Below are 22,711 nucleotides of genomic sequence, written 5' to 3' on the forward strand. Positions count from 1 at the left end.
AAACGCAATCTGCTGCTCGGTAAATTTGCTTTTCTTCACGTCATGACTCCTTTCCAAAAAGGTAAAAATCATGCCGGAAATTCTACTTTTAAATGGTACGGTTTATCGGGGTAGGGTCAAAGAAAACAGGGAAGTCGCTGTGCCAGTGCAATAGGCGAGCGTGAGCTCACATAACCACCCCCCATAAATCTTTCAGCTCAACCTTCTGTTCCAGCAAAATTCTGCTTCCACAAAACCTGCGACTGATCCCAATAGGACACCTTTTTTCTGCAGAAAATAACTCATCCGAGCGCTTGAACTCCCTGGTGAAATAAAAAACGTAAATTCCAACATATTCGCCGAATGGTCGAGAATTACTAGACAATTTCCTGCGATTGGGTCAAACTTGCCGCCATGAAAAATGGCTCAAACCGCTACCAAAATATCCTGGTTATCCATGGGCCTAACCTGAATTTGCTGGGAATAAGGGAACCTGCGGTTTACGGGACTGTCACATTGGAAGAAATTAACGGAAATTTAGCGAAGTTAGCTGAAAAAGAGGGCATTAGCCTTAACTGCTTTCAAAGTAACGCTGAGGGAGAGCTGATAGACCGAATCCAGCAGGCAGGCGCTGAAAAAATAGACTTCATTATCATCAATCCTGCCGCTTATACGCATACCAGTATTGCCTTGCGTGATGCACTTGCGGCTACCCGGATCCCTTTCATTGAAATTCACCTTTCCAATATTTTTGCTCGCGAATCTTTCCGTCAGAAATCTTTTTTTTCCGATATGGCGGTGGGTGTCATAAGTGGTCTGGGAGCAAAGGGATACGAACTCGCCTTCACTTATGTGCTGGGCCGCAACTGATGAGCGTCAGGGATAGCAACGAAGTGATCGGGTACCATTGAGGAGCTGAGAATTCCTTTTGATAGGCCAATGGGGTGCTGGCTCATCTCACCCCTCGCGTGTTTTGAAACAGGGGTATTTTTCAAAAAGACAAAAACACAAAGTCCGCGACTTCGAACGCTGACAGATGGTTAGAGGTTTTGACAGAACATAACGCAAAAGGAACCCGATCGGGAGACCCTATATGGACCTGAGAAAGCTTAAAAAACTGATTGACCTGGTGGAGGAATCCGGCATTGCCGAGCTAGAGATAACGGAGGGCGAAGAAAAGGTTCGCATCAGCAGATCCACGCCTTCGATGCAGATATCCGCTCCCCCAGCCGTAACATATCCGCCCCAGCCCGCACCGGCCGCTATAGCCTCTCCATCCCCCACTGTTACGCCGGTGACGGCTGCCGCCGAGATACTGCCTCAAGGCCACATGGTCAAATCACCGATGGTGGGCACGTTCTACCGCAGTTCCGCGCCGGGCAGCAATGTCTTTGTAGAGGTAGGTCAGACAGTCAAGGAAGGCGATACGCTCTGCATCATCGAGGCAATGAAATTGCTCAATGAGATCGAGTCGGACAAGAGCGGCGTCATCAAGGCGGTACTGGTGGAGAATGGGCAACCCGTCGAGTACGGCGAACCGCTATTCGTGATTGAATAATTCGGCGTTTTGCGCGTTACACGCCACCCTGCGGGATACCCGCATCAGTAGAAGAGGAGAAATCACCTCTATCATGAAACGAGATACGAGCGGCAGACATGTTTGAAAAAATACTGATAGCAAACCGTGGCGAGATTGCCCTGCGGATACAACGTGCATGCCGTGAGATGGGTATCAAGACAGTAGCGGTGCACTCCCAGGCCGACGCCGAGGCAAAATATGTAAAACTCGCTGATGAGTCAGTGTGTATCGGCCCTGCTCCTTCGGCACAGAGCTATCTTAATATCCCCGCAATCATCAGCGCCGCCGAGGTCACGGATGCGGAAGCCATTCATCCAGGTTACGGCTTCTTGTCAGAAAATGCGGATTTTGCTGAACGTGTAGAAAAAAGCGGCTTTGTCTTTATCGGCCCCCGGCCCGAGACGATTCGGCTGATGGGCGACAAGGTCAGCGCCAAGAACGCCATGAAAAAGGCCGGCGTGCCTTGTGTCCCGGGCTCGGACGGCGGTCTCCCCGAATCCGGAGACGAGATCAGGAGCATCGCCCGCGCTATCGGCTACCCTATCATTATCAAGGCCGCGGCAGGTGGAGGCGGTCGTGGCATGCGCGTGGTGCACACTGAAGCAGCGTTATCGAACGCGGTTATCATTACGCGCAACGAAGCTCAAGCCGCATTCGGCAACCCGACGGTCTACGCGGAAAAATATCTGGAGAACCCGCGACACATCGAATTTCAGGTGCTGGCTGATGAACATCGCAACGTCATCTATCTCGGGGAACGGGATTGTTCCATGCAGCGCCGCCATCAGAAAATTCTCGAGGAAGCGCCGGCTTTGGGTATTCCCCCGAGATTGCGCGACAGAATGGGAACCCGTTGTGCCGATGCATGCAAGCGCATCGGTTATCGCGGCGTGGGAACGTTCGAGTTTCTGTTCGAAAAAAACGAATTCTATTTCATCGAAATGAACACACGCCTGCAGGTCGAGCACCCCGTTACCGAGGCCATCACCGGGATTGATCTGGTGCAAGCGCAGATTCGCGTGGCCGCCGGCGAAAAGCTCACTCTTCGGCAGCGAGACATTGTATTGAAAGGTCATGCCATCGAATGCCGCATCAACGCCGAAGACCCGTACAAGCTCACCCCGTCGGCAGGGCGTATCACCCAATACCATGCTCCCGGTGGTCCCGGCATTCGCGTGGATTCCCATGTATATCATAATTACTTCGTGCCGCCCTATTACGATTCCATGATAGGCAAAGTAATCGCGTATGGAGATAATCGCGAGCAGGCGATAGCCCGGATGCGTATCGCACTGTCGGAAATGGTGATCGGGGGCATCAAAACCAACACGCCGCTCCACCTTGACCTGTTGTCCGACGCCGCATTCCTGAATGGCGGCACGAGCATTCATTATCTCGAGCAAAAGCTCGCCAATTATAATAATAATTCTGGCTGAGGCTCTATCGGCCTCGTTACTGAAACTCCAGTCACGGACGGGGAGTTTTTGAGGTGGAAGCTTCTCGGGAAATGGGCCTGGAACGTTCTGTCCGCCTGCTTACGCAGCCAAATGCAAGGTACGTACTATCATCATGCCCTGGATTTCGGTCATCATAAAAACAGACAGCATGCATGTCGAAGCGTTAAGCGATGCGATGCTGGAGTTAGGCGCGCTCTCAACCGACATCCATGATTCCGCAGCCGGGACCGAGCATGAGCACCCCCTGTTTGGCGAACCAGGGGAGCCCATCGGAGACATCTGGCTTGCACCGGAACTTACCGCGCTATTCAAGGGGGATACCGATACTTCCGCCGTGATGCGCGCTGCGGCCGAAGCAGTCGGCCTGCCTGCCCCTCCGAGCTACCATATCGAATATGTGGAAGAGCAGGATTGGGTACGGGTAACCCAGTCGCAGTTCAATCCGATCCGCATTTCCTCGCGCCTATGGGTGGTGCCAAGCTGGCATGAAATACCCGATCCGGCTGCCATCAACCTGATCCTCGATCCCGGACTTGCCTTTGGAACGGGAACTCATCCTTCTACGCAGCTATGTCTTGAATGGCTTGACGAAAATCTCAGCGGAGGGGAAGATGTTCTCGATTACGGTTGCGGCTCAGGCATATTGGCGATTGCGGCGCTCAAGATGGGCGCCCGCCATGTAGTCGGAATCGACATAGATCCGCAAGCGGTGGAGGCAAGCCGCCAGAACGCGAAGCTTAATCAGTGCGCAGAAACCGAAATAGCATTTCATACGCAGATGCCGGGTCAGATGGACACAGAACATGCAGGCTGGGCGGACGTGGTGGTCGCCAATATCCTCGCCAATCCGCTGATCATGCTGGCTCCCATATTGACGCATGCTGTCCGGCGGGGGGGAAGCATTGCGCTATCCGGTATACTCGCGGAACAGGCGGAAGAGGTGATGCAGGCTTATCGGCAATCCCATGATATACATATTGCGCGAAATCGCGAGGGATGGGTCTTGCTGGCAGGCACGAGAAAATGAACAGATTAAACAGAAACCAGAACCGGTATGGCACTTGTAACTCGATGTCCTGACTGTTTCACAGTCTTTCGCGTCACACCCCTGCATTTGCAGGCGCACGGCGGCGAGGTGCGCTGCGGACAGTGCAACCACATATTTAATGGTTTCGCTGCGCTGCTGACCATGGAGGAGCCGGAAACCATAAAACCGGTGAAGACCGGGGAAGCGTCGGAAAGTACTTCACGGCTTTCCCCTGAGGGGGCGATTTCCCGCCCGGAAGCGCTACAGGATGGAGGCGTCCAGGAGTCCCTGAGGCTGGAACCGCACGTCTCTGAACCGATTCCATCAGCGCAAAATCCATCGGAACCGCATACATCAGAGCCGACCGGTGCAGCCCCTGTCAAACCAGAGGCAGCAGAGACTCGCACTCCTGAAACGCCTGCAAGGGAAAAAACTGACTCCAGGGCGGCGAAAATAGCAGACAGAGTACGGGACAGGCAGGCTGCGAGAGAAAAAATTTCGCAAACGGGTGACGCAATGTACGCCGGCCTGGAAGACGACATGCTGGATAATTATTTGCCAGAGCACTACGCTTCCAGAAGAGGGCAATTGCCGGAGATCACGGCTGCGTGGGCTGTTGCCAATCTTTTTATGCTCATCGTGCTCGTGGCGCAGATCATCTATGCATTTCGCAGTGACTTGGCGGTTAACATGCCGAGCACGAGACCCTTTCTGGAGCAATATTGCAAAGTTTTGCAATGTACTGTTTCTTTACCGGCATCTACCGGTTCGGAAAATACGGCATCATCCGGGATGACCGCGAGCCCGTCTATTGGCCTTGCTGCCTCCCCTGACAAGCAGTCATCTGTTTCCGGTCATTATCGTCGCGTCCATTCACCTTCCCCGACAGGGCGAGTTGCCTGACTGCGTCAATTCCTCACTACCTGTCTCAGGCTTCCTGGCCGCCTCTGGCTACCCGATTTGGGGTAAAATCGATATCCCGCTAAATTAGGTATTCCTCTTCCGGAAGATGGTGTCTGAAAGCCTGATCGAAATCGAAGGCCTGAATTTCTCTTATGGACAGCGTCCGATTCTCAAGGGAATCGACATGACGATGGAACGAGGGAAAGTCATCGCCATCATGGGTGGCAGCGGCAGCGGGAAAACAACCTTGCTGCGACTCATCGGAGGCGCCGTGCGTCCGACTTCCGGCTACGTGAAAGTTGCAGGCGAGGTAGTGCATAAGCTGAAGCGGGATGAGCTTTTTCGCATGCGTCGAAAAATGAGCATGCTATTTCAGTTCGGCGCATTGTTTACCGATCTCTCGGTATTCGACAACGTGGCTTTCCAGATGCGGGAACATACGGATCTGTCGGAGTCCATGATACGGGATCTTGTGTTAATGAAACTCCAGGCGGTGGGTTTGCGTGGCGCGCACGAGTTGATGCCTACCCAGCTCTCCGGCGGCATGGCGCGCCGGGTCGCGCTGGCCCGCTCGATTGCGCTTGATCCCCTGCTTATCATGTACGACGAGCCTTTCACCGGACTCGATCCCATTTCACTCACAGTGATCGGGAACCTGATACGACGCCTGACCGATGCCTTGGGCATGACCTCCATCGTCGTAACTCACGACGTGCAGGAATCCTTGAAAATTGTCGATTACGTTTATTTCATCGCGGACGGAGTGATTGCGGCCCACGGTACGCCGGACGAGGTGCGCCGATCGGTTGCACCGTTTGTGCATCAGTTCGTTCATGGAGAAGAAGACGGTCCCGTCTCGTTTCACTATCCCGCCAGGCCTTATGCACAGGATCTGAAACTGGAGGGCAGTTTTGCCTAGGCGTATCGTAGCTGGTATCCAGAGCGTAGGCCATCGCGTCATAGACAGTATCTGGCGCCTGGGCTACGCCAGCCGTTTCTTCCTGCTGACCTTGATCAAGTCCGGCACCAGCTTGCATCGCTTCACCCTGGTGATACGGGAGCTTTATTTTACCGGGGTGCAGTCGCTCATCATCATCCTCGTGTCGGGACTTTTTGTCGGCATGGTGCTCGGCTTGCAAGGCTTCGAAACCTTGCAGCGGTATGGAGCAGAATCTGCGGTAGGCACCATGGTGGCCTTGTCCCTGTTACGCGAATTGGGGCCGGTGGTGTCGGCGCTGTTGTTCGCCAGCCGCGCAGGTTCGGCAATCACAGCGGAAATCGGCCTGATGAAAGCGACCGAGCAACTGGCGGCAATGGAAATGATGGCTGTAGATCCGATTGCGCGTGTAGTCGCACCCCGGTTCTGGGCCGGTGTGATTTCAATGCCGTTGCTGGCCGCGCTGTTTTCAGCCATAGGCGTTTATGGCGGTTATCTGGTGGCTGTCATACTTATCGGAGTGGATGAAGGTTCGTTCTGGTCGCAGATGCAAGGCGCTGTCGATTTCCGCTACGACGTGGTCAACGGCATCATAAAAACCTGTGTTTTCGGAATCGCGGTGACGGCAATCGCCGTGTTTGAGGGATATGATGCGGCCCCCACGGCCGAAGGTGTATCCGGTGCGACAACCCGCACCGTGGTCACTTCTTCACTCGCGATTCTTGGACTCGATTTTATCTTGACCTCGTTCATGTTCAGGGGAATGGGCTGATGCAGCGCGCAACAATGGATTTGTGGGTAGGACTGTTCGTCATGGCAGGTATCGCGGCTCTGCTCGTGCTGGCGTTGAAAGTCGGCAATCTTGGCACTTATAGCGCGAATGACAGCTATCAGGTGACAGGCAACTTCGAAAACATCGGGGGGTTGAAAGTGCGGGCGCCGGTAAAGAGTGCCGGTGTCGTTGTCGGCCGGGTAACGGACATCCAGTTCAGCACAGAGACATATGACGCTCTGGTGATCATGAATATTGACAGCCGTTATAAATTTCCCAAGGATACTTTTGCCAGCATCCTTACTTCAGGTTTGATCGGGGAGCAGTATATCGGCCTGGCTGCCGGCGGTGATGAAGCGACGCTCAAGGATGGCGACACCATCATGAAAACCAATTCTGCCCTTGTTCTGGAAGAAATGATCGGGAAATTTTTGTTCAATAAAGCTTCGGAAGGAAGCAGCAGTGAAAATTCCGACAAGAACTAGCAAGGGCGGTAAGGAGTCTAATGCCCACGGCAATATCTGCGTTTCACGGATAAGGGCCTGCGGACAGGAAGCAGTTGATGCGGGTGCCGGAAGCGTCAATCGCATAAGCATTTCGTGTGTTGAGCAGTCTATTCAAGCGAGGAAATCATGAAAAAATATCTTGGTATTTCAGGTCTGCTGGCAGCCTGGCTGGTTGCATTCCCTGCTGCCGCAGAAGTCAGTCCTGATACGCTGGTGGATAACACCGCCCAGGAAGTATTGTCAATCGTTCGGCAGGATAAGGAACTGCGTGCGGGCAATATGGCCAAGATTCTTGATCTGGTCGAAGCCAAGGTTCTGCCGCATTTCAACTTTACGCGTATGACCCGGCTGGCCATGGGCAAGAACTGGAGTAAGGCAACCCCACAGCAACAGGAGGAATTGGTGAAAGAGTTCCGCACCTTGCTAGTGAGGACTTACTCCAACGCACTCAGTACCTACAGTGACTACAAGATCAAGGTTGAGCCGGTCAGGAGCAAGGCGGGGGACACGGATACCACCGTCAAAACGAAAGTCATGCAGGATAGCGGGCAGCCCGTGGATATCGACTACAGCATGGAAAAAACAGGCGACGGGTGGAAAGTCTACGATGTGACTGTGGCGGGTGTAAGCCTGGTTACGAATTACCGCAGCACGTTCAACAGTCAGGTGCGCGAAGGCGGTGTGGAAAAATTACTGAAAACCCTCGGAGACAAGAATCGCGCGTTGGCCGCAAACGATAAAAAAGCGGCCGGTAATTTAAAGACCGTGGCCACACAGTAGCCGATGACAGCTGACGTGATCCGGCGTGAAGACGGGGAACTGAGCGTAGAGGGATCGATTACGATCGACAACGTCGTTTCGGTGGTTGCGAGCGGCGTTGCTTTGTTTGACGGGGAAGATGTGACAATTGATCTCGGACGGGTTACCGAAGCCGATTCCGCTGCCGTCAGTTTATTGCTGGAATGGCGGCGCGAGGCCGCGCGTCGCCGCCTCCAGATACGCTTTCTCAACATGCCGCAGAATCTGCAGAGCCTCATGCAACTGTACGGGGTATCCGAATTGATGAGCGGTGCATAATTCACAGAAATCAGGCTGTCGCGCAGGAATCGCGTAACGACAGTGTTCTCGCTCACCTGCATCCCGGGTTCTGGCGGATAAACTGCGTTCCCGTTTTGGCTCCTTCCTATTTTATCTTTCCATGATACCCGCCATAGAAGTCGAGCAGATGCACAAACGTTATGGTGCACTGCGAGTTCTGGCGGGCATCGATCTCAAGATAGAGCCAGGTGAGTTTTTCGCCTTGCTGGGCCCCAACGGAGCGGGGAAGACGACGCTTATCAACATCATAGCAGGGCTCACCCGAGCAACCAGCGGCAGGGCGCGGGTGATGGGATACGACGTGGTCTCCCGTTACCGCGAAGCGCGACGCATGCTGGGCGTGGTTCCCCAGGAACTGGTTTTCGATCCGTTTTTTACTGTCCGCGAAACACTGGTCATTCAATCGGGATATTACGGCTTGAAGAACAATGGGCCGTGGATAGAGGAAATCATCCACCATCTCGACCTCGCGGATAAGGCCGATACCAACATGCGAGCGCTCTCGGGCGGCATGAAGCGGCGCGTACTGGTGGCCCAGGCATTGGTGCACAAGCCTCCGGTCATCGTGCTGGATGAGCCGACCGCGGGTGTGGATGTCGAGTTGCGCCAGGGACTCTGGCGCTTCATCAAGCAGTTGAATCGGGAAGGCCATACCATAGTATTGACCACCCATTATCTAGAGGAAGCGGAGGCGCTGTGCAGCCGCGTGGCAATGATGAAGCAAGGGAATGTCGTTGCCCTGGACAGCATCAGAAATCTGGTTGGCAGCGTATCGGGATGTTCTGTGCGGTTGCGACTGTCGCCCGATACGTTGCCTCCGGCGCTACAGTCGCTAATGAGCCGCCGCGAAGAGGGTTGCTACATTCTGACCCTGGCAGAGTATTCCCAGCTCGAGCAGGTCATGGCCGCGTTGCGCAAAGCAGCACTGCAGGTGCTCGAGATGCAGGTGTTGCAGCCTGATCTGGAAGAAGTATTCATACGGATCATGGGCGCACACAAGATCAGGAAGCCCGAGACCCTGCCCGTATGACCGGATTTCTTACACTGCTCTATAAGGAGTTGCTGCGATTCTGGAAAGTCGGATTCCAGACGGTATTCGCGCCCATGGTATCCACCCTGCTATACCTCCTGATTTTTTCGCATGTGCTGGAAGAGCATGTACAGGCTTACCCCGGCGTAGCGTATACTGTTTTTCTCGTGCCTGGCCTGGTGATGATGGCGATGCTGCAAAACGCTTTCGCCAACTCCTCATCGAGCCTGATCCAGTCCAAGATCACCGGTAATCTGGTTTTTATCCTGCTGTCGCCGCTTTCGTATCGTGAAATATTTTTCGCCTACGTCACTGCCTCGGTCGTGCGGGGTCTGGCAGTGGGCCTGGGCGTCTACCTGGTTACCCTGACGTTCTTCGATGTGCCCCTGTCCTCGTTCCCCTGGGTGCTGATGTTTGCGTTGATGGGCAGTGCATTGCTGGGAGCTATCGGCGTCATTGCGGGTATCTGGGCAGAAAAATTTGACCAACTCGCCGCGTTTCAGAATTTTGTCATTCTGCCGCTGACGTTTTTATCCGGCGTATTCTACACAATCCCCTCATTGCCGCCCTTCTGGCAAGGCCTGTCCCACCTGAATCCGTTTTTCTACATGATCGATGGTTTTCGCTACGGTTTTTTCCGCGCATCCGATATCTCCCCCTATGTCAGTCTTGGCATTGTAGCCACGTGCTTTGTGGCGGTATCATGGCTGACGCTACAAATGCTCAAAAGAGGCTACAAGATCAGGCATTGACTGCGGTTGTTTTAGTGGTGGAACGGGTATATGAAATACCTCTAGTGCCGTTCTTGTTTTTTTACGGCAATCTACCGGCCGGCAACGTTACATGAAAGGGAAACTACAGATGGTTACAGCGGACAGCATAAAAACTCATATCGAGACTTCCATGTCTTGTGAACTGGTGCATGTGGAAGGAGATGACGGCTACCATTTCAGCGCCATCATCGTTAGCCCGGAATTCCGTGGAAAAAATATGGTGCAGCAGCACCAGCTGGTTTACCGGGCACTCGGCGACAGAATGAAACAGGAGATTCACGCACTGTCCATGAAAACCATGACGCCGGAGCAGTGGGCGGAAAGCAACAACCAGAACTGAACTCCCTTGATCCCCCTTGATCCCTTGAGGCTGCGCAATTTGGATTCGAGACAGAGAAGACTCCTACCGGGATATCAGGCGGCAGGAGCCATGGCCGTACGCAGCTTCTGCATGGCTTTGGCTTCGATCTGGCGGACGCGCTCTGCGGATACTCCCAACTCATCGGCGAGCTCATGCAGCGTTGCCGTGTCTTTTTCCCGCAACCAACGGGCCTCGATGATGTGACGGCTGCGTGCATCCAGGCTCCCGAGCGCCTGCTCCAGTCCTTCACCCCGAAGACGCAGGGTTTGCTCGTCCTCCAGCACGTGCGAGGGTTCGGAACCATCGGTCAGGTAAGCAATGGGACTGAATGTTTCCTCATCGTCGTCTTCCGACAACGGTTCGAGTGAAATATCACGGCCGCTGAAACGGGTTTCCATTTCCACTACTTCCTCGGGCTTTACATTCAGTTGTTTTGCAACCTCCGCAACTTCCTCCTGGCTCATGGTATCGAGAGCTTGTTTCAAGCTGCGCAAATTGAAAAATAGCTTGCGCTGGGCCTTTGTCGTGGCAATTTTAACCAGCCGCCAGTTGCGCAGGATGAATTCGTGGATTTCAGCCTTGATCCAGTGTACTGCAAATGAAACCAGCCGGACGCCGCGCTCGGGGTCGAAACGCTTGACGGCTTTCATCAATCCGATATTTCCTTCCTGTATGAGGTCAGCCTGGGGCAAGCCATAGCCTTTGTAACTCCGCGCGATGGCGACGACCAGACGCAAGTGCGAGAGAACGAGCTGGCGTGCAGCGTCTATGCTACCTTCATCACGCAGCGATCGGGCCAGTTGCAGTTCCTCTTCCTGGGTAAGGATGCGAAACTGATTGACGGACTGAATGTAGCTTTCGAGGCTGCCTGCTGAAGGTACAGTTAAAGCGAAAGTCATTTATCCTCCTTGGTTTTCTGTGAGCGTTAACTTTTTCCCGTTAACCGTTAAGAGCGTCAACATTTTTGAAAGTTCCTCCCACTACCCATTGTAAAATGCCTTAACCTCATGAATTATCGGGGTTCTATTTTCAGGAGATGGCTAACGACAGATAACCAGGCGCCGAGCCAGCCAAGGCCAGCCGAAAACAGAAACATAACCAGGCTATCTCCCATGGAAAGATGATAAAGGTGGAAATCCGTTTCATACAATTGCATGAGATGTTTTACTGGCTCGTCAGTGAGGTGGATCCCCAGAGAGATGATGAGCCATGCCACGATGCCGCCTACCAGTCCTTGTATTGTCCCGAAATATAAAAAAGGGCGACGGATAAAACCATTGGTTGCGCCAATCAGCTTTGCCACTTCTATTTCGTCCCTCATGGTCAGAATCTGGAGGCGTATGGTGTTGAATACCACAGCGATTACCAGAAGGCTGAGCAACACGCTAAGCATCCAGGCCGCAAGCCGCCCCAGTTTGAGCAGCGCATCCAGACGCTGCGTCCAGGCAGAGTCCAGCTGCACATGTTCGACTTGCCGGAGTTCCGACAAGGCCCTGCTCAATGTTTTCAGTGTCTCTGTTGAGACATCCCTGGCGGTAACAACGAACGCATCAGGCAGCGGATTTCCTTCGAGGCCATCCATCACTCCGGCCAGTCCCGGACTCTCCTTGAACTGCTCGAGGGCGCTGGCCTTGGGAATGAACCTGAAACTCGCCACGTGCGGATTTTCTTTCAGAAAAGATTCAATTTTACCTACCTCACTCTGGGTCGCATTCAGTTTTAAAAAAATACTCAACTGAGGACCGCTCGAAAACTGGCCGGAAAGTGTCTCGACATTCTCGAGAAACACATAAATTCCTGCTGGCAGACTGAAGGCAATACCGATCACTCCCAGGGTCAGCAGCGTGCTGAACGGGATCAAGGCCAGCCGCTTGAAGGCTAGGGCCAAGGCATGCCAGTGATACGAAAACCAGATGTTCATCCAGTCAACTCGCCGTGACTGAGAGTGAGAATACGTTGCGGGGTGTCACCAAGCAGTTCAACGTCGTGGGTGGATATAAGTACGGTAACGCCTACCTGATGAAAAGATTTGAAAATAGCCATGATATCCTTTGCATACTCCGTATCCAGATTGCTCGTTGGCTCATCGGCGATGAGTATGGAAGGTCTGCTGACAATGGCGCGCGCAATGCACAGCCGCTGCTGCTCTCCGCCCGAAAGCGTGATGGGGCGCGCTTTCTCCTTACTCAGCAGTCCCACCTTATCGAGCGCGGCGCGCACCCGCCTGACAGCCGCTTTCGACTCGAAACCGCTGATCTGCAGGGGAAGCAGAACATTCTCAAAAACGCTGCGGTCGAACAGCAGCTTCTGATCCTGAAACACCAGTCCGAAGTTGCGGCGCAGGAAAGGAATAGCGGCGCCATTGAGTCTGCCGACATCCTGGCCATTGACGATAACGCTGCCGGTAGTGGAACGCTCGATCGCGGCAATGAGCCGCAGCAATGTTGTCTTTCCTGCTCCCGAATGGCCGTTGATCAAGGCCATCTCCCCTGTTTCTACTGTGAAACTGACATTCCGGAGTGCCTCGAAACCGTTGGGGTAGCGCTTGGAAACCTCACTGAAACTGATCATTTATTGGCACGACGAGCTGGCCGAGTCAATTCCATCTCAACTCCATCCTTTTCGTATATTCCCTCAATCAAACAAGGCCCCGACAAATTCGCTTGCGACAAAAGGCCTCAAATCGTCCAGACCCTCACCTACACCGATAAACCGAACCGGCAACGGGACTTTTTGCTGGCGCTGGCGGGCGATGGCGGCAAGCACGCCTCCTTTTGCAGTTCCGTCCAGCTTGGTGACAATGAGACCTGTCAGGCCAAGGGCATCGTCAAATGCCTGTACCTGATTGACTGCATTCTGCCCGGTATTCGCATCCAGAACCAGTAACGTTTCATGAGGCGCGCCGGGCTCGGTTTTGGCAATAACGCGCTTCACTTTTTTTATTTCCTCCATGAGGTGCAGTTGTGTTGCCAGCCTTCCGGCAGTGTCCGCCAGTACGATATCGATGCCGCGCGCTTTTGCCGCATTGACGGCATCGAATATGACCGCCGCCGGATCACCTCTTTGTTGACCGTTGCTTTCCTGTGCGATCACCGCGACGCGGTTGCGTTCCCCCCACGCCATCAGTTGCTCGCGCGCTGCGGCACGGAAGGTATCGCCTGCGGCGAGCAGCACGGACTTGCCCTGCAGTTGATAATAATGCGCGAGTTTTCCGATGGAAGTGGTTTTTCCAGCGCCGTTCACTCCGGCCAGCATAATGATGAAAGGCTGGTGGGCGCCGGTATCGAGGGGTTGCGCAAGCGGCTCCAGCAGATCGACCAGCGCTTCCTGCAACGCATCTTTGAGCTGCGACGCATCCGTCAGGCCGTTACGTTTGACTTTTCTGCGCAACTCCTCCAGCAGCCAGGTAGTGGCACTGACACCTGCATCCGCAGTGAGCAATATGGTTTCCATCTCCTCGTAGAGGTCTTCATCGATTGCTCCGCCACCGAAGAGACCCGAAAGGCGCTTGCCGAGATTGTCGCGCGTGCGGGAAAGGCCTTGCCTGACCCTTACCCCCCAATTCGAATTCGTAGGTTCGCTCGTCGTGGAATCATTTTTGGATTTGAAGAAACTTGCCATTCTGGTAGGCTGTCAGTATTCGGGACTTCGATGTAAATCTCACGCAAATCTTATTCCGGATTTTATTCTGTTTATCCGGATTCAGGTATTAATTAAAAAAGAAGATGACTTATCCGTGTTTTCGCTTTTTGCCGACTTGCCGCTTTTTACCGGCTTGCCTATGGGCAGCTCTCATAATTCCCATCTCGCTGTTTTCCTCCGCCGCTCCTGCCAGCACGCATGAATTCATTCTCGGTAACGGCTTGAGGCTCATCGTCAAGGAAGACCATCGTTCCCCGGTCGTCATCTCACAAATCTGGTACAAGGCGGGGAGCATTGACGAGGTAAACGGCAGGACTGGGGTCGCCCACGTGCTTGAGCACATGATGTTCAAGGGCACGAAGAAAGTACCCGGCGGCGAGTTTTCCCGCCTTATCGCAGCGGCGGGGGGGCGTGAAAACGCTTTCACGGGACAGGATTATACGGCCTATTTTCAGCAATTGCATAAATCCCGCCTGCCTCTGGCGATGGAACTGGAATCGGACCGGATGCGCAACCTGGTGCTGACAGAAGAGGAGTTTTCCAAGGAAATCAAAGTCGTGATGGAAGAACGGCGGTTGCGTACGGATGATCAGGCGCGCTCCCTGGTGCATGAGACACTTATGGCGACCTCCTATCAGTCCCACCCTTACCGGCATCCGGTGATAGGCTGGATGAACGATCTGCAGAATATGACTGTGGAGGACGCCAGGCAATGGTATGAACGCTGGTATGCGCCCAATAATGCTGTGCTTGTGGTGGTCGGGGATGTAGTCCCGAGGCAGGTCTTCGATCTGGCGCGAAAATACTACGGACAGATAAAAAAGGCGAAGTCCATACTGCCCCTGGATCAACGCAAGCCGCAGATCGAGCCGAAGCAGCTCGGTATCAAGCGGCTGACAGTGAAGGCGCCTGCACAGTTGCCCTACGTTGCAATGGCCTATCATGCTCCATCGCTGCGCAAGCCGGAAAAGGACTGGGAGCCGTACGCACTCGAAATGCTGGCCGGCGTGCTGGATGGGAACGAATCGGCGCGGCTCAATAAGGTTCTGGTGCGCGAGCAGCGCGTTGCCAGCGCCGCAGGCGCCAGCTATGATTCCACCGCGCGGGGTCCCGCAGCGTTTTATCTCGATGGCACACCGAGCGAAGGAAAAACAGTGGTTGATGTAGAAGCGGCATTGCGTGCCGAGATCGAAAGGCTCGTACGTGAGGGCGTGACAGAGGAGGAGCTTGCGCGTGTCAAGGCACAGGTGGTAGCGGGACACGTTTTTCAGCTCGATTCCATGTTTTTCCAGGCAATGCAGATCGGCCAGCTCGAAAGCATAGGTTTGTCCTATCGCGATGTAGACATCATATTGCGTAAATTGCAAGCGGTTACTCCTGAACAGGTGCGCGATGTGGCAAAAAAATACCTGAAGGACGATAATCTGACGATTGCGGTACTCGATCCGCAGCCCCTGGAACAGAAAGCACCCGCGGCAGTACCGGCGGGATTGCGGCATTAAGCGGCGAGGTTGAGAGATGCTCCGTCACCTGTTTTTTCTTCTGCTGGGTTTTTATTCCCAATGGGCGTACGCTACTCTGCCAATCCAGCACTGGCAGGCGGCCTCGGGTGCCCGCGTTTTCTTCATCGAAAGCCGCGACTTGCCCATTCTCGATGTGAGTGTGGATTTCCGTGCGGGTAGCAGCACCGACACACCTGATAAATCAGGCCGCGCGGCAATGGCCCTGCATCTTGTGAACCTGGGGGCGGGAGGATTGACCGAAGACCAGATCACCAAGGGATTCGCTGATGTCGGCGCGCAGCTCGGCGCCCATTTCGATCAGGATCGGGCGGGGATTACGCTCAGAACATTGAGCAGCGCGCGCGAGCGTAACCGCGCCCTGGAATTGTTCGGCAAGATCATTCAGCACCCGGAGTTTCCTGAATATGTCCTGGAGCGGGAAAAAGCGCGTGTCATTGCAGGGCTCAAGGAAGCGGATACCAAACCCGGCAATATTGCCGACCGATCGCTGATGAAAATGCTCTACGGTACCCATCCTTATGGACTGAGAGGTTCGGGTGAGATCGAGAGCGTGAGTAAACTGGGGCGTCAGGATCTAATTGATTTTCACCGGTTTCTCTATACGGCGGGAGACGCGGTCGTGTCCATCATGGGAGATGTAAGCCGTGACGAAGCCGCAGCGATTGCCGAATCCCTGACGAGGGATCTGTCACGCGAGAGACGAGGACAAAGCATTCCGGAAGTGACGCCACCTGCACCGGGCACACAGCGGATCGCCCATCCGGCTACCCAGAGTCATATCCAGCTCGCCTATCCCGGGCTCAAACGCGATGATCCCGATTATTTTCCTCTCATCGTGGGGAATCACATCCTTGGCGGAGGTGGATTCACCTCACGCCTGATGGAGGAAATCCGCCAGAAACGCGGGCTGGCCTATAGTGTTCACAGTTCGTTTACCCCCCTGAAAGAAGAAGGACCATTCGAGATTGCATTGCAAACCCAGAAAGAACAGTCTGAAGAGGCGCTTTCCATAACCCGGAAAGTCCTGGCTGATTTTATTGCCGGAGGGCCAACGGAAAAAGAACTGATCGAAGCCAAAAAAAATATCATCGGCAGCTTCCCGCTGCGCATCGACAGTAACAAGAAGATACTCGGGTACCTCGCCATGATCGGTTTTTACGATCTGCCCCTGACCTATCTGAATGATTACGTAAAGGCGGTATCGAAGGTAACCATCTCCCAGGTAACCCAGGCTTTCCAGAGACGTATCAACCCATCCGGCATGGTAACGGTGGTGGTGGGTCTTCCGGACACGAGTGGAAAGTAAAAGCACTTTTTGCAAGCCCCTACCTCCTGACAGAAGTTTTTCTCTTTTTTCATTGCACTCCCGATGAGAAATAGGGTTCGAATCATAGGAGGTGAGTGGCGCAGCCGCATCCTGACTTTCCCCAATGACATGGACCTGCGTCCCACCCCTGACCGGGTGCGCGAGACGGTCTTCAATTGGTTGGGGCAGGATATGAGCCACAAGCGCTGCCTCGACCTGTTCGCGGGCAGCGGGGCAATGGGTTTCGAAGCAGCTTCGCGTGGAGCCGCGGAAGTCGTGATGGTGGAATCCAGCCCTGTGGTATTGAAAGCGCTTCGAGCCACAGCCCGGAAACTGGGAGCCACGCGCATTGAACTGGCGGGAGCTGATGCCATGAATTTTATTGATTCCGACCGACGCTGCTTCGATGTGATATTTCTCGATCCCCCCTACCATCTCGATCTGTTGCCCAGGCTACTGCCCAAATTGCACGCGCATCTCACCGAAGAGGGGCTTGTCTATCTGGAAGACGATTGCCCTGCGGAGTTTGAGGGATGGGCAGTGCGGCGCAGGGGACATGCGGGAAAGGTGTGTTATCACTTATTGAGTTCCACAATAAATAAATTAAATGGATAAAGCGATATACCCTGGTACTTTCGATCCCATTACCCGGGGCCATGAAGATCTGGTACGGCGTGCCTCCGGTTTGTTCAGGGAAGTGGTGGTAGCGGTCGCTGCAAGCAGCGGAAAAAAACCATTCTTTACACAGGATGAGCGGGTGGCGATGGTGCGCCAGGTGCTGACGGATTATCCCAACGTTAAAGTCATGCCGTTTTCAGGTTTGCTGATGGAGTTCGCGCAACAACAGCATGCCAGGGTAATCCTGCGCGGTTTGCGTGCTGTCTCGGATTTCGAATATGAATTCCAGATGGCAGGAATGAATCGTACGCTTTATCCGGATGTCGAGACTTTGTTTCTTACGCCCTCCGAGCAATACATGTTTATATCCGCCACTATCGTGCGCGAAATCGCTTTATTCGGTGGCAATATAGAAAAGTTCGTGCATCCCCTTATTTCGACGCAACTTGGAATGAAGATCGCGTCGAAGGATAAATCATCGAGGTAGCCATGGCTTTAATGATCACTGATGAATGCATCAATTGCGACGTGTGCCAGCCCGAGTGTCCGAACAGTGCCATTTCGCCCGGCGAGGAGTACTACGAAATAAACCCTGATCTGTGCACGGAATGCGTAGGACACCACGAAGAATCGCAATGCGTGGAAGTATGTCCGGTAGACTGCATCGTTCTCAACCCGGACATCACTGAAACCCGAGAGCAGCTATACAAAAAATACCTCGACCTTACCGGACAAGCGATTCAGGGATAGCCGATGTCGAACGAGAAAGGTTTGTTCAGGGCTGTGCTTGCCGGGCAAGCTCCTCCGGGATAGGGTAGCGCCTCGGCCCAAAAATGGCTGTACCGACCCGCACCATCGTTGCTCCTTCCTGAATGGCGAGTTCGAGGTCTTCCGACATCCCCATCGAGATGGTATCCACATCATATCCGCTCTGCTTGAGCTGGTCGTAGGCTTCTTTCAGCATTCGGAACTGGCTGCGCTGCAAAGCGGTGAATTTGGTCAGTTCCGGGATTGCCATTACCCCCCGCAACCTCAACCGCGGCAATTCGACAACATGCGCTGCCAGATCGGCTACCTCTTCCGGTGCCACACCGCTTTTGCTGTCTTCCCCGCTTACATTGACTTGCAAGCATATCTGAAGCGGGGGAAGCGATGCGGGCCTGTCCTTCGACAAACGCTCGGCAATTTTTTTGCGGTCTACACTGTGTACCCACGCAAAGTTCTCTGCGATGCGTCGGGTCTTGTTGCTCTGTATAGGGCCGATGAAATGCCACTCGATCGGTAAATCGTTAAGCGCCGGCATTTTTTCCAGCGCTTCCTGCAAGTAGTTTTCGCCGAAAATGGTTTGTCCTGCGACAAACGCTTCCCGCAAGCGCTCTGCGGGATTGGTTTTGCTCGCGGCCAAAAGCGTGATTTCCCCGGCTTGCCGGCCTGCCTTCTCTGCGATCTCTGCGATATGGGCTCTTACTTTTTTCAATCCAGAGGCGACGGTTGATGTGTTCGGTTCCAATTTTCTGCCTTTTACCAGCCACTCCGGGCAACCTGGCCGGGGAGGGTGGAACGATAGTTGAGGGTGTGCGTGAGCATAGTAGAACTACTCATCCCTGGGGTCAAGAATGCTTCCCATTCGAATCTTCTCCAGAGATAGTTGGTATAGATCATCAGTAGACGATTCTGACATTTTCCATCTTGAAATGCGCGGCCAGGGATTGTAGCGCCGACTCGCGCAGGCGAATGCGCCAGGCATCGCCCAGTTCGAGCTCACAGCCGGCATTCTGGTTCCGGTAGACAATCCGCACAGGACAAACCTCCGCGTTGACGTCGCTCGAATTACCGGAAGACCCTTTTTTTGTGCCGACACTGCCTACATCGAGCCGGTAGGGCGCAAGCAGTTCTTTCAATCTGGTAGCGCTGGAGGATCCATTGCAATGCACCTCCACTCGCCGGGCGTAACGGGAACGGGCGCTATCCAGATCATACAGCACATCGGCGGTTATCCGCAGTCCGTTTCCATACTCATCATCGCCCATCCTGTTACTGACTCTTGCTTCCGCGATCACAAGCTGATCTTCCTTCAACCAGCTGCGGGCAGACTCGAACAGCTCGCTATACGCAACGAGCTCCACCTGACCGCTCCCATCATCCAGCACGATCACGCCCATTCTGCCTCGTCGCGTTACCTGTATGCGTATTGCGTATACGATGCCTGCGAGGAGTTGCGGTTCCCGCTGAGGCACCAGTCGATCCAGGCGGGTGCGCACGAAATGATTCAATTCTTCCCTGTAGGCGTTGAAGGGATGACCGCTCAAATAGAGCCCGAGAGCCAGTTTTTCATTTTTCAGCATTTCCTTTTCCGGCCATACGGGCACCTTGACTAGGGTCGCCCGCTCAATGACATCCGTTCCCTCTCCAAACAGGCTTACCTGGTTAATCGAGCGTTCCGCCTGCTCCGCCGATTCGAGGGCGATTCCAACCGATGCCAGCAAGGCTGCACGATGGCTGTCGATGGCATCGAATGCGCCCGCGCGTATAAGAGATTCCACTACGCGCCGGTTAACAATACGTTTGTCTACCCGATGACAGAAATCGAACAAGTCGCTGAAAGGGCCTCCCTCACCGCGCGTCTGGATGATAGCCGCTATTGCCGATTCTCCTGTTCCTTTTACTGCCCCCAGGCCATACCGTATGGTTTTCTCGTCTACCGGGACAAAGCGATAACCGGACAGGTTGATATCGGGAGGCAGGATAACCAGTCCATTGGCAATGCTGTCCTCAAAAAATATGTGTACCTTGTCCGTATCATCCATGTCAGCAGACAGGGTGGCCGCCATGAATTCAGACGGATGATGCGCTTTGAGGTAGGCGGTCTGGAAGGCTATCAAGGCATACGCGGCTGCATGGGATTTATTGAATCCATAGCCGGCAAATTTTTCCATCAGGTCGAACAATTCGGCAGCGCCGTCCTCTGTCAGCCCATTCTTCACTGCGCCGGACACGAAGATATCGCGCTGCAAAGCCATTTCCTCAGGCTTTTTCTTGCCCATGGCCCGGCGCAGCAGATCGGCGCTCCCAAGGCTGTATCCGCCAATCACCTGTGCGATCTGCATCACCTGTTCCTGGTAAACCATGATGCCGTAGGTAGGCTCGAGTATCGGTTTCAGGCGCGGATCGAGATATTCCACCACTCGCTTACCATGCTTGCGTTCGATAAATTCCGGGATCAGCGACATCGGTCCGGGACGATACAGGGCTACCAGCGCGATGATGTCTTCGAAGCGGTCCGGCCTGGCCTTCTGCAAAAGATCCTTCATGCCGCGCGATTCGAACTGGAAGATTCCCACCGCGTTACCTTGCCGCATCAGCGCGTAGGTACCGGGGTCATCCAGCGGGAGGTTCTCAAGCGAAAACGGTTGAGTTCCGAGATCGTTCTCCGTCCTGCCCGTCTTGTCCGACTCGCGCTGCCTGATATACCGCACGCTCCAGTCGAGTATGGTTAAAGTCCTCAATCCCAGAAAATCGAACTTCACCAGACCGATTTTCTCCACATCATCTTTATCAAGCTGGCTTACGACCGATTCTCCCCCGTCCGCGCAATATACAGGACAAAAATCGGTAATCTTTCCTGCAGCAATCAGCACGCCTCCTGCGTGCATGCCCACATTGCGCGTCAGTCCCTCCAGGCGTTCGGCCAACTCGAGCAGATTGCGGACCTCCTCCTCCGCTTCTGCGCGTTGATTCAATTGCGGCTCTTCCTTCCGCGCTTTTTTCAGGGTCATGCCCAGTTCGAAAGGGACCAGTTTTGCCAGTTGATCGACAAAGTTGTAAGGCAGGTCCAGCACCCTGCCCACATCCCTTACCACCGCCTTGGCCGCCATGGTGCCGAAAGTGGCGATCTGTGAAACGCTCTCGGCCCCGTATTTCTGTTTCACGTATTCGATGACATGTTCGCGCCCGTCCTGGCAGAAGTCGATATCGAAGTCGGGCATGGAGACGCGTTCGGGATTGAGAAAGCGTTCGAACAACAGATCATAGCGGAGCGGATCCAGATCGGTAATGCCGAGGGAATAAGCAACCAGCGAACCCGCTCCGGAACCCCGTCCCGGCCCGACCGGCACGTCATTCTGCTTGGCCCAGTTGATAAAATCAGCCACGATCAGAAAATATCCGGCAAAACCCATTTGCACGATAGTATCGGCTTCGAAATCCAGCCGGGCGCGATACTTCGGCATCTCCGCAGCGCGTCGATCGGGATCCGGAAAAAGTGCTTGCAGGCGTTTTTCCAGACCTGTGCTGGCCTGATTGCGCAGGTACAAATCCAGGCTTTCGTTATTCGGCGTCGGAAACTGGGGAAGGCGATTGATCCCCAATTCCAGGGCCAGATTGCAGCGCCTGGCAATTTCCATGGTATTGGCAAGTGCCGAAGGTATGTCGGCAAATAAGGCGCTCATTTCCGCCTGGGTTTTGAAATATTGCTCCTCAGTGCAATGCCTTGGCCGGCGCCGATCGCCCAGCACGTAGCCCTGAGAAATGCAGACTCGGGCCTCGTGGGCGCGGTAGTCTTCCGGATTCAGGTATTGCACCGGGTGCGTCGCCACCACCGGGAGGCGCAAGGCCGCCGCCAGAGCAAGGGAACGTTGCACAAGTGCTTCAGTGTTGGCGTGCCCTGCCCGTTGCACTTCGATATAGAAGCGACCGGGGAAGAGGTCCGCCCACTCTTGGGCAAGGGTGCGGGCCTGATCCAAGTCGTTGTGTATAAGCGCCAGCCCTATGTCGCCCAGACTGGCGCCTGAAAGAGCAAGCAAGCCTTCCGTCCCGAGATCGCCGTCGCTTAACCAGGATTTCCTGATTTCCGCCCGTCCCCGGTATTGATTCTCCCGGTAGGCACGAGATAGCAGGCGGCACAGCGCGAGATAGCCGGGATAGGATTGACACAGCAGCAGCATTCGAGAAGATTTGTCCCGATCGATGTCGTTACTGATCCACACATCGCAGCCGACAATCGGCTTTATTCCTTTATTGCGCGCCTCCTGGTAAAACTTGATAAGGCCGAACAGGTTCGAGAGATCGGTCAGCGCCAGGGCTGGCATTCCCTCGGCAACGGCTTTGGCCACCGCCTCGTCTATGCGAACGATGCCGTCTACTACGGAATACTCACTGTGCAACCGTAGATGAATAAACGTTGTCGGAACAGGCACTTGAG

The 22,711-nt window shown here is 54.2% G+C and carries 24 protein-coding genes; 18 read left to right on the forward strand and 6 right to left on the reverse strand.

Annotated elements, in window-relative coordinates:
- Window positions 1-393: 393 nt before the first annotated feature.
- The 13 genes from aroQ (at window position 394) to AC52W5_RS04315 (ending at window position 10,401) form a co-directional block, all read left to right on the forward strand.
- Window positions 394-849, forward strand: a complete 456-nt coding sequence (aroQ, locus tag AC52W5_RS04255) for a type II 3-dehydroquinate dehydratase (protein WP_495670099.1) — start codon at window positions 394-396, stop codon at window positions 847-849.
- 223 nt (window positions 850-1,072) lie between these two features.
- A complete protein-coding gene (accB, locus tag AC52W5_RS04260) occupies window positions 1,073-1,537 on the forward strand; it encodes an acetyl-CoA carboxylase biotin carboxyl carrier protein (RefSeq protein ID WP_107763224.1) in 465 nt (154 codons plus the stop codon).
- Window positions 1,538-1,635: 98 nt separating this feature from the next.
- Window positions 1,636-2,994, forward strand: coding sequence for an acetyl-CoA carboxylase biotin carboxylase subunit (accC, locus tag AC52W5_RS04265; protein WP_074974992.1), 1,359 nt, complete (start codon window positions 1,636-1,638; stop codon window positions 2,992-2,994).
- A gap of 133 nt (window positions 2,995-3,127) precedes the next feature.
- Entirely contained in the window at window positions 3,128-4,042 is a 915-nt protein-coding gene (gene prmA / locus AC52W5_RS04270; RefSeq protein ID WP_495670100.1) for a 50S ribosomal protein L11 methyltransferase, read from the forward strand.
- 27 nt (window positions 4,043-4,069) lie between these two features.
- The gene (locus AC52W5_RS04275; protein ID WP_495670101.1) at window positions 4,070-4,945 is read left to right on the forward strand and encodes a zinc-ribbon and DUF3426 domain-containing protein; all 876 of its coding nucleotides are present in this window, start codon (window positions 4,070-4,072) and stop codon (window positions 4,943-4,945) included.
- A 106-nt stretch (window positions 4,946-5,051) separates the two neighbouring features.
- Window positions 5,052-5,864, forward strand: a complete 813-nt coding sequence (locus tag AC52W5_RS04280) for an ABC transporter ATP-binding protein (RefSeq protein ID WP_074974995.1) — start codon at window positions 5,052-5,054, stop codon at window positions 5,862-5,864.
- Complete coding sequence (mlaE, locus tag AC52W5_RS04285) at window positions 5,857-6,654, forward strand: lipid asymmetry maintenance ABC transporter permease subunit MlaE (RefSeq protein WP_074974996.1); 798 nt, start codon at window positions 5,857-5,859, stop codon at window positions 6,652-6,654. Before AC52W5_RS04280 ends, mlaE begins: the two co-directional genes overlap by 8 nt.
- The gene (mlaD, locus tag AC52W5_RS04290) at window positions 6,654-7,139 is read left to right on the forward strand and encodes an outer membrane lipid asymmetry maintenance protein MlaD (protein ID WP_133669850.1); all 486 of its coding nucleotides are present in this window, start codon (window positions 6,654-6,656) and stop codon (window positions 7,137-7,139) included. Before mlaE ends, mlaD begins: the two co-directional genes overlap by 1 nt.
- A gap of 147 nt (window positions 7,140-7,286) precedes the next feature.
- Window positions 7,287-7,940 (forward strand): MlaC/ttg2D family ABC transporter substrate-binding protein, encoded by a 654-nt coding sequence (locus tag AC52W5_RS04295; protein ID WP_495670102.1) that lies wholly within the window; start codon window positions 7,287-7,289, stop codon window positions 7,938-7,940.
- 3 nt (window positions 7,941-7,943) lie between these two features.
- Window positions 7,944-8,237, forward strand: coding sequence for an STAS domain-containing protein (locus tag AC52W5_RS04300; RefSeq protein WP_495670103.1), 294 nt, complete (start codon window positions 7,944-7,946; stop codon window positions 8,235-8,237).
- A 121-nt stretch (window positions 8,238-8,358) separates the two neighbouring features.
- Window positions 8,359-9,288 (forward strand): ABC transporter ATP-binding protein, encoded by a 930-nt coding sequence (locus tag AC52W5_RS04305; RefSeq protein WP_181458247.1) that lies wholly within the window; start codon window positions 8,359-8,361, stop codon window positions 9,286-9,288.
- Window positions 9,285-10,040: an ABC transporter permease gene (locus AC52W5_RS04310; protein ID WP_074975000.1), complete on the forward strand. Its 756-nt coding sequence runs from the start codon at window positions 9,285-9,287 to the stop codon at window positions 10,038-10,040. Before AC52W5_RS04305 ends, AC52W5_RS04310 begins: the two co-directional genes overlap by 4 nt.
- A gap of 109 nt (window positions 10,041-10,149) precedes the next feature.
- Entirely contained in the window at window positions 10,150-10,401 is a 252-nt protein-coding gene (locus AC52W5_RS04315) for a BolA/IbaG family iron-sulfur metabolism protein (protein WP_113067800.1), read from the forward strand.
- Window positions 10,402-10,475: 74 nt separating this feature from the next.
- Here the strand turns inward: AC52W5_RS04315 and rpoH are convergent, their stop codons facing one another.
- From rpoH to ftsY, 4 genes are all read right to left on the reverse strand, one after another.
- On the reverse strand, window positions 10,476-11,321 hold the full coding sequence (gene rpoH, locus AC52W5_RS04320) for an RNA polymerase sigma factor RpoH (RefSeq protein WP_074975002.1): 846 nt from the start codon (window positions 11,319-11,321) through the stop codon (window positions 10,476-10,478).
- A 113-nt stretch (window positions 11,322-11,434) separates the two neighbouring features.
- Window positions 11,435-12,343, reverse strand: coding sequence for a permease-like cell division protein FtsX (gene ftsX / locus AC52W5_RS04325; RefSeq protein WP_495670104.1), 909 nt, complete (start codon window positions 12,341-12,343; stop codon window positions 11,435-11,437).
- Window positions 12,340-12,993, reverse strand: coding sequence for a cell division ATP-binding protein FtsE (gene ftsE, locus AC52W5_RS04330; RefSeq protein ID WP_074975004.1), 654 nt, complete (start codon window positions 12,991-12,993; stop codon window positions 12,340-12,342). Before ftsE ends, ftsX begins: the two co-directional genes overlap by 4 nt.
- A gap of 63 nt (window positions 12,994-13,056) precedes the next feature.
- On the reverse strand, window positions 13,057-14,043 hold the full coding sequence (gene ftsY / locus AC52W5_RS04335; RefSeq protein ID WP_113067803.1) for a signal recognition particle-docking protein FtsY: 987 nt from the start codon (window positions 14,041-14,043) through the stop codon (window positions 13,057-13,059).
- Window positions 14,044-14,147: 104 nt separating this feature from the next.
- Between ftsY and AC52W5_RS04340 the strand changes: the two genes are divergently transcribed.
- The 5 genes from AC52W5_RS04340 to AC52W5_RS04360 all read left to right on the forward strand — a co-directional run bounded on the left by AC52W5_RS04340 (window position 14,148) and on the right by AC52W5_RS04360 (window position 18,261).
- Complete coding sequence (locus AC52W5_RS04340; protein ID WP_495670105.1) at window positions 14,148-15,566, forward strand: M16 family metallopeptidase; 1,419 nt, start codon at window positions 14,148-14,150, stop codon at window positions 15,564-15,566.
- Window positions 15,567-15,582: 16 nt separating this feature from the next.
- On the forward strand, window positions 15,583-16,893 hold the full coding sequence (locus AC52W5_RS04345) for a M16 family metallopeptidase (RefSeq protein WP_495670106.1): 1,311 nt from the start codon (window positions 15,583-15,585) through the stop codon (window positions 16,891-16,893).
- Between the two features lie 63 nt (window positions 16,894-16,956).
- Window positions 16,957-17,508 (forward strand): 16S rRNA (guanine(966)-N(2))-methyltransferase RsmD, encoded by a 552-nt coding sequence (rsmD, locus tag AC52W5_RS04350; protein WP_495670107.1) that lies wholly within the window; start codon window positions 16,957-16,959, stop codon window positions 17,506-17,508.
- A complete protein-coding gene (coaD, locus tag AC52W5_RS04355; RefSeq protein WP_112893398.1) occupies window positions 17,501-17,998 on the forward strand; it encodes a pantetheine-phosphate adenylyltransferase in 498 nt (165 codons plus the stop codon). The genes rsmD and coaD overlap by 8 nt, the downstream gene beginning before the upstream one ends.
- 2 nt (window positions 17,999-18,000) lie before the next feature.
- Window positions 18,001-18,261, forward strand: a complete 261-nt coding sequence (locus AC52W5_RS04360; RefSeq protein ID WP_074975010.1) for a YfhL family 4Fe-4S dicluster ferredoxin — start codon at window positions 18,001-18,003, stop codon at window positions 18,259-18,261.
- Window positions 18,262-18,286: 25 nt separating this feature from the next.
- Here the strand turns inward: AC52W5_RS04360 and AC52W5_RS04365 are convergent, their stop codons facing one another.
- The gene (locus AC52W5_RS04365) at window positions 18,287-19,021 is read right to left on the reverse strand and encodes a YggS family pyridoxal phosphate-dependent enzyme (protein WP_112893399.1); all 735 of its coding nucleotides are present in this window, start codon (window positions 19,019-19,021) and stop codon (window positions 18,287-18,289) included.
- Window positions 19,022-19,172: 151 nt separating this feature from the next.
- Complete coding sequence (dnaE, locus tag AC52W5_RS04370; RefSeq protein WP_495670108.1) at window positions 19,173-22,706, reverse strand: DNA polymerase III subunit alpha; 3,534 nt, start codon at window positions 22,704-22,706, stop codon at window positions 19,173-19,175.
- Window positions 22,707-22,711 lie beyond the last annotated feature (5 nt).

This window comes from Nitrosospira sp. CT (assembly GCF_059489795.1).

Bases quoted from the DNA above. Each gene is read 5' to 3' on its own strand.
- aroQ (WP_495670099.1), top strand. From the start codon at position 394: ATGAAAAATGGCTCAAACCGCTACCAAAATATCCTGGTTATCCATGGG.
- accB (WP_107763224.1), top strand. From the start codon at position 1,073: ATGGACCTGAGAAAGCTTAAAAAACTGATTGACCTGGTGGAGGAATCC.
- accC (WP_074974992.1), top strand. From the start codon at position 1,636: ATGTTTGAAAAAATACTGATAGCAAACCGTGGCGAGATTGCCCTGCGG.
- prmA (WP_495670100.1), top strand. From the start codon at position 3,128: ATGCCCTGGATTTCGGTCATCATAAAAACAGACAGCATGCATGTCGAA.
- AC52W5_RS04275 (WP_495670101.1), top strand. From the start codon at position 4,070: ATGGCACTTGTAACTCGATGTCCTGACTGTTTCACAGTCTTTCGCGTC.
- AC52W5_RS04280 (WP_074974995.1), top strand. From the start codon at position 5,052: ATGGTGTCTGAAAGCCTGATCGAAATCGAAGGCCTGAATTTCTCTTAT.
- mlaD (WP_133669850.1), top strand. From the start codon at position 6,654: ATGCAGCGCGCAACAATGGATTTGTGGGTAGGACTGTTCGTCATGGCA.
- AC52W5_RS04295 (WP_495670102.1), top strand. From the start codon at position 7,287: ATGAAAAAATATCTTGGTATTTCAGGTCTGCTGGCAGCCTGGCTGGTT.
- AC52W5_RS04300 (WP_495670103.1), top strand. From the start codon at position 7,944: ATGACAGCTGACGTGATCCGGCGTGAAGACGGGGAACTGAGCGTAGAG.
- AC52W5_RS04305 (WP_181458247.1), top strand. From the start codon at position 8,359: ATGATACCCGCCATAGAAGTCGAGCAGATGCACAAACGTTATGGTGCA.
- AC52W5_RS04310 (WP_074975000.1), top strand. From the start codon at position 9,285: ATGACCGGATTTCTTACACTGCTCTATAAGGAGTTGCTGCGATTCTGG.
- AC52W5_RS04315 (WP_113067800.1), top strand. From the start codon at position 10,150: ATGGTTACAGCGGACAGCATAAAAACTCATATCGAGACTTCCATGTCT.
- rpoH (WP_074975002.1), bottom strand. From the start codon at position 11,321: ATGACTTTCGCTTTAACTGTACCTTCAGCAGGCAGCCTCGAAAGCTAC.
- ftsX (WP_495670104.1), bottom strand. From the start codon at position 12,343: ATGAACATCTGGTTTTCGTATCACTGGCATGCCTTGGCCCTAGCCTTC.
- ftsE (WP_074975004.1), bottom strand. From the start codon at position 12,993: ATGATCAGTTTCAGTGAGGTTTCCAAGCGCTACCCCAACGGTTTCGAG.
- ftsY (WP_113067803.1), bottom strand. From the start codon at position 14,043: ATGGCAAGTTTCTTCAAATCCAAAAATGATTCCACGACGAGCGAACCT.
- AC52W5_RS04340 (WP_495670105.1), top strand. From the start codon at position 14,148: ATGACTTATCCGTGTTTTCGCTTTTTGCCGACTTGCCGCTTTTTACCG.
- AC52W5_RS04345 (WP_495670106.1), top strand. From the start codon at position 15,583: ATGCTCCGTCACCTGTTTTTTCTTCTGCTGGGTTTTTATTCCCAATGG.
- rsmD (WP_495670107.1), top strand. From the start codon at position 16,957: ATGAGAAATAGGGTTCGAATCATAGGAGGTGAGTGGCGCAGCCGCATC.
- coaD (WP_112893398.1), top strand. From the start codon at position 17,501: ATGGATAAAGCGATATACCCTGGTACTTTCGATCCCATTACCCGGGGC.
- AC52W5_RS04360 (WP_074975010.1), top strand. From the start codon at position 18,001: ATGGCTTTAATGATCACTGATGAATGCATCAATTGCGACGTGTGCCAG.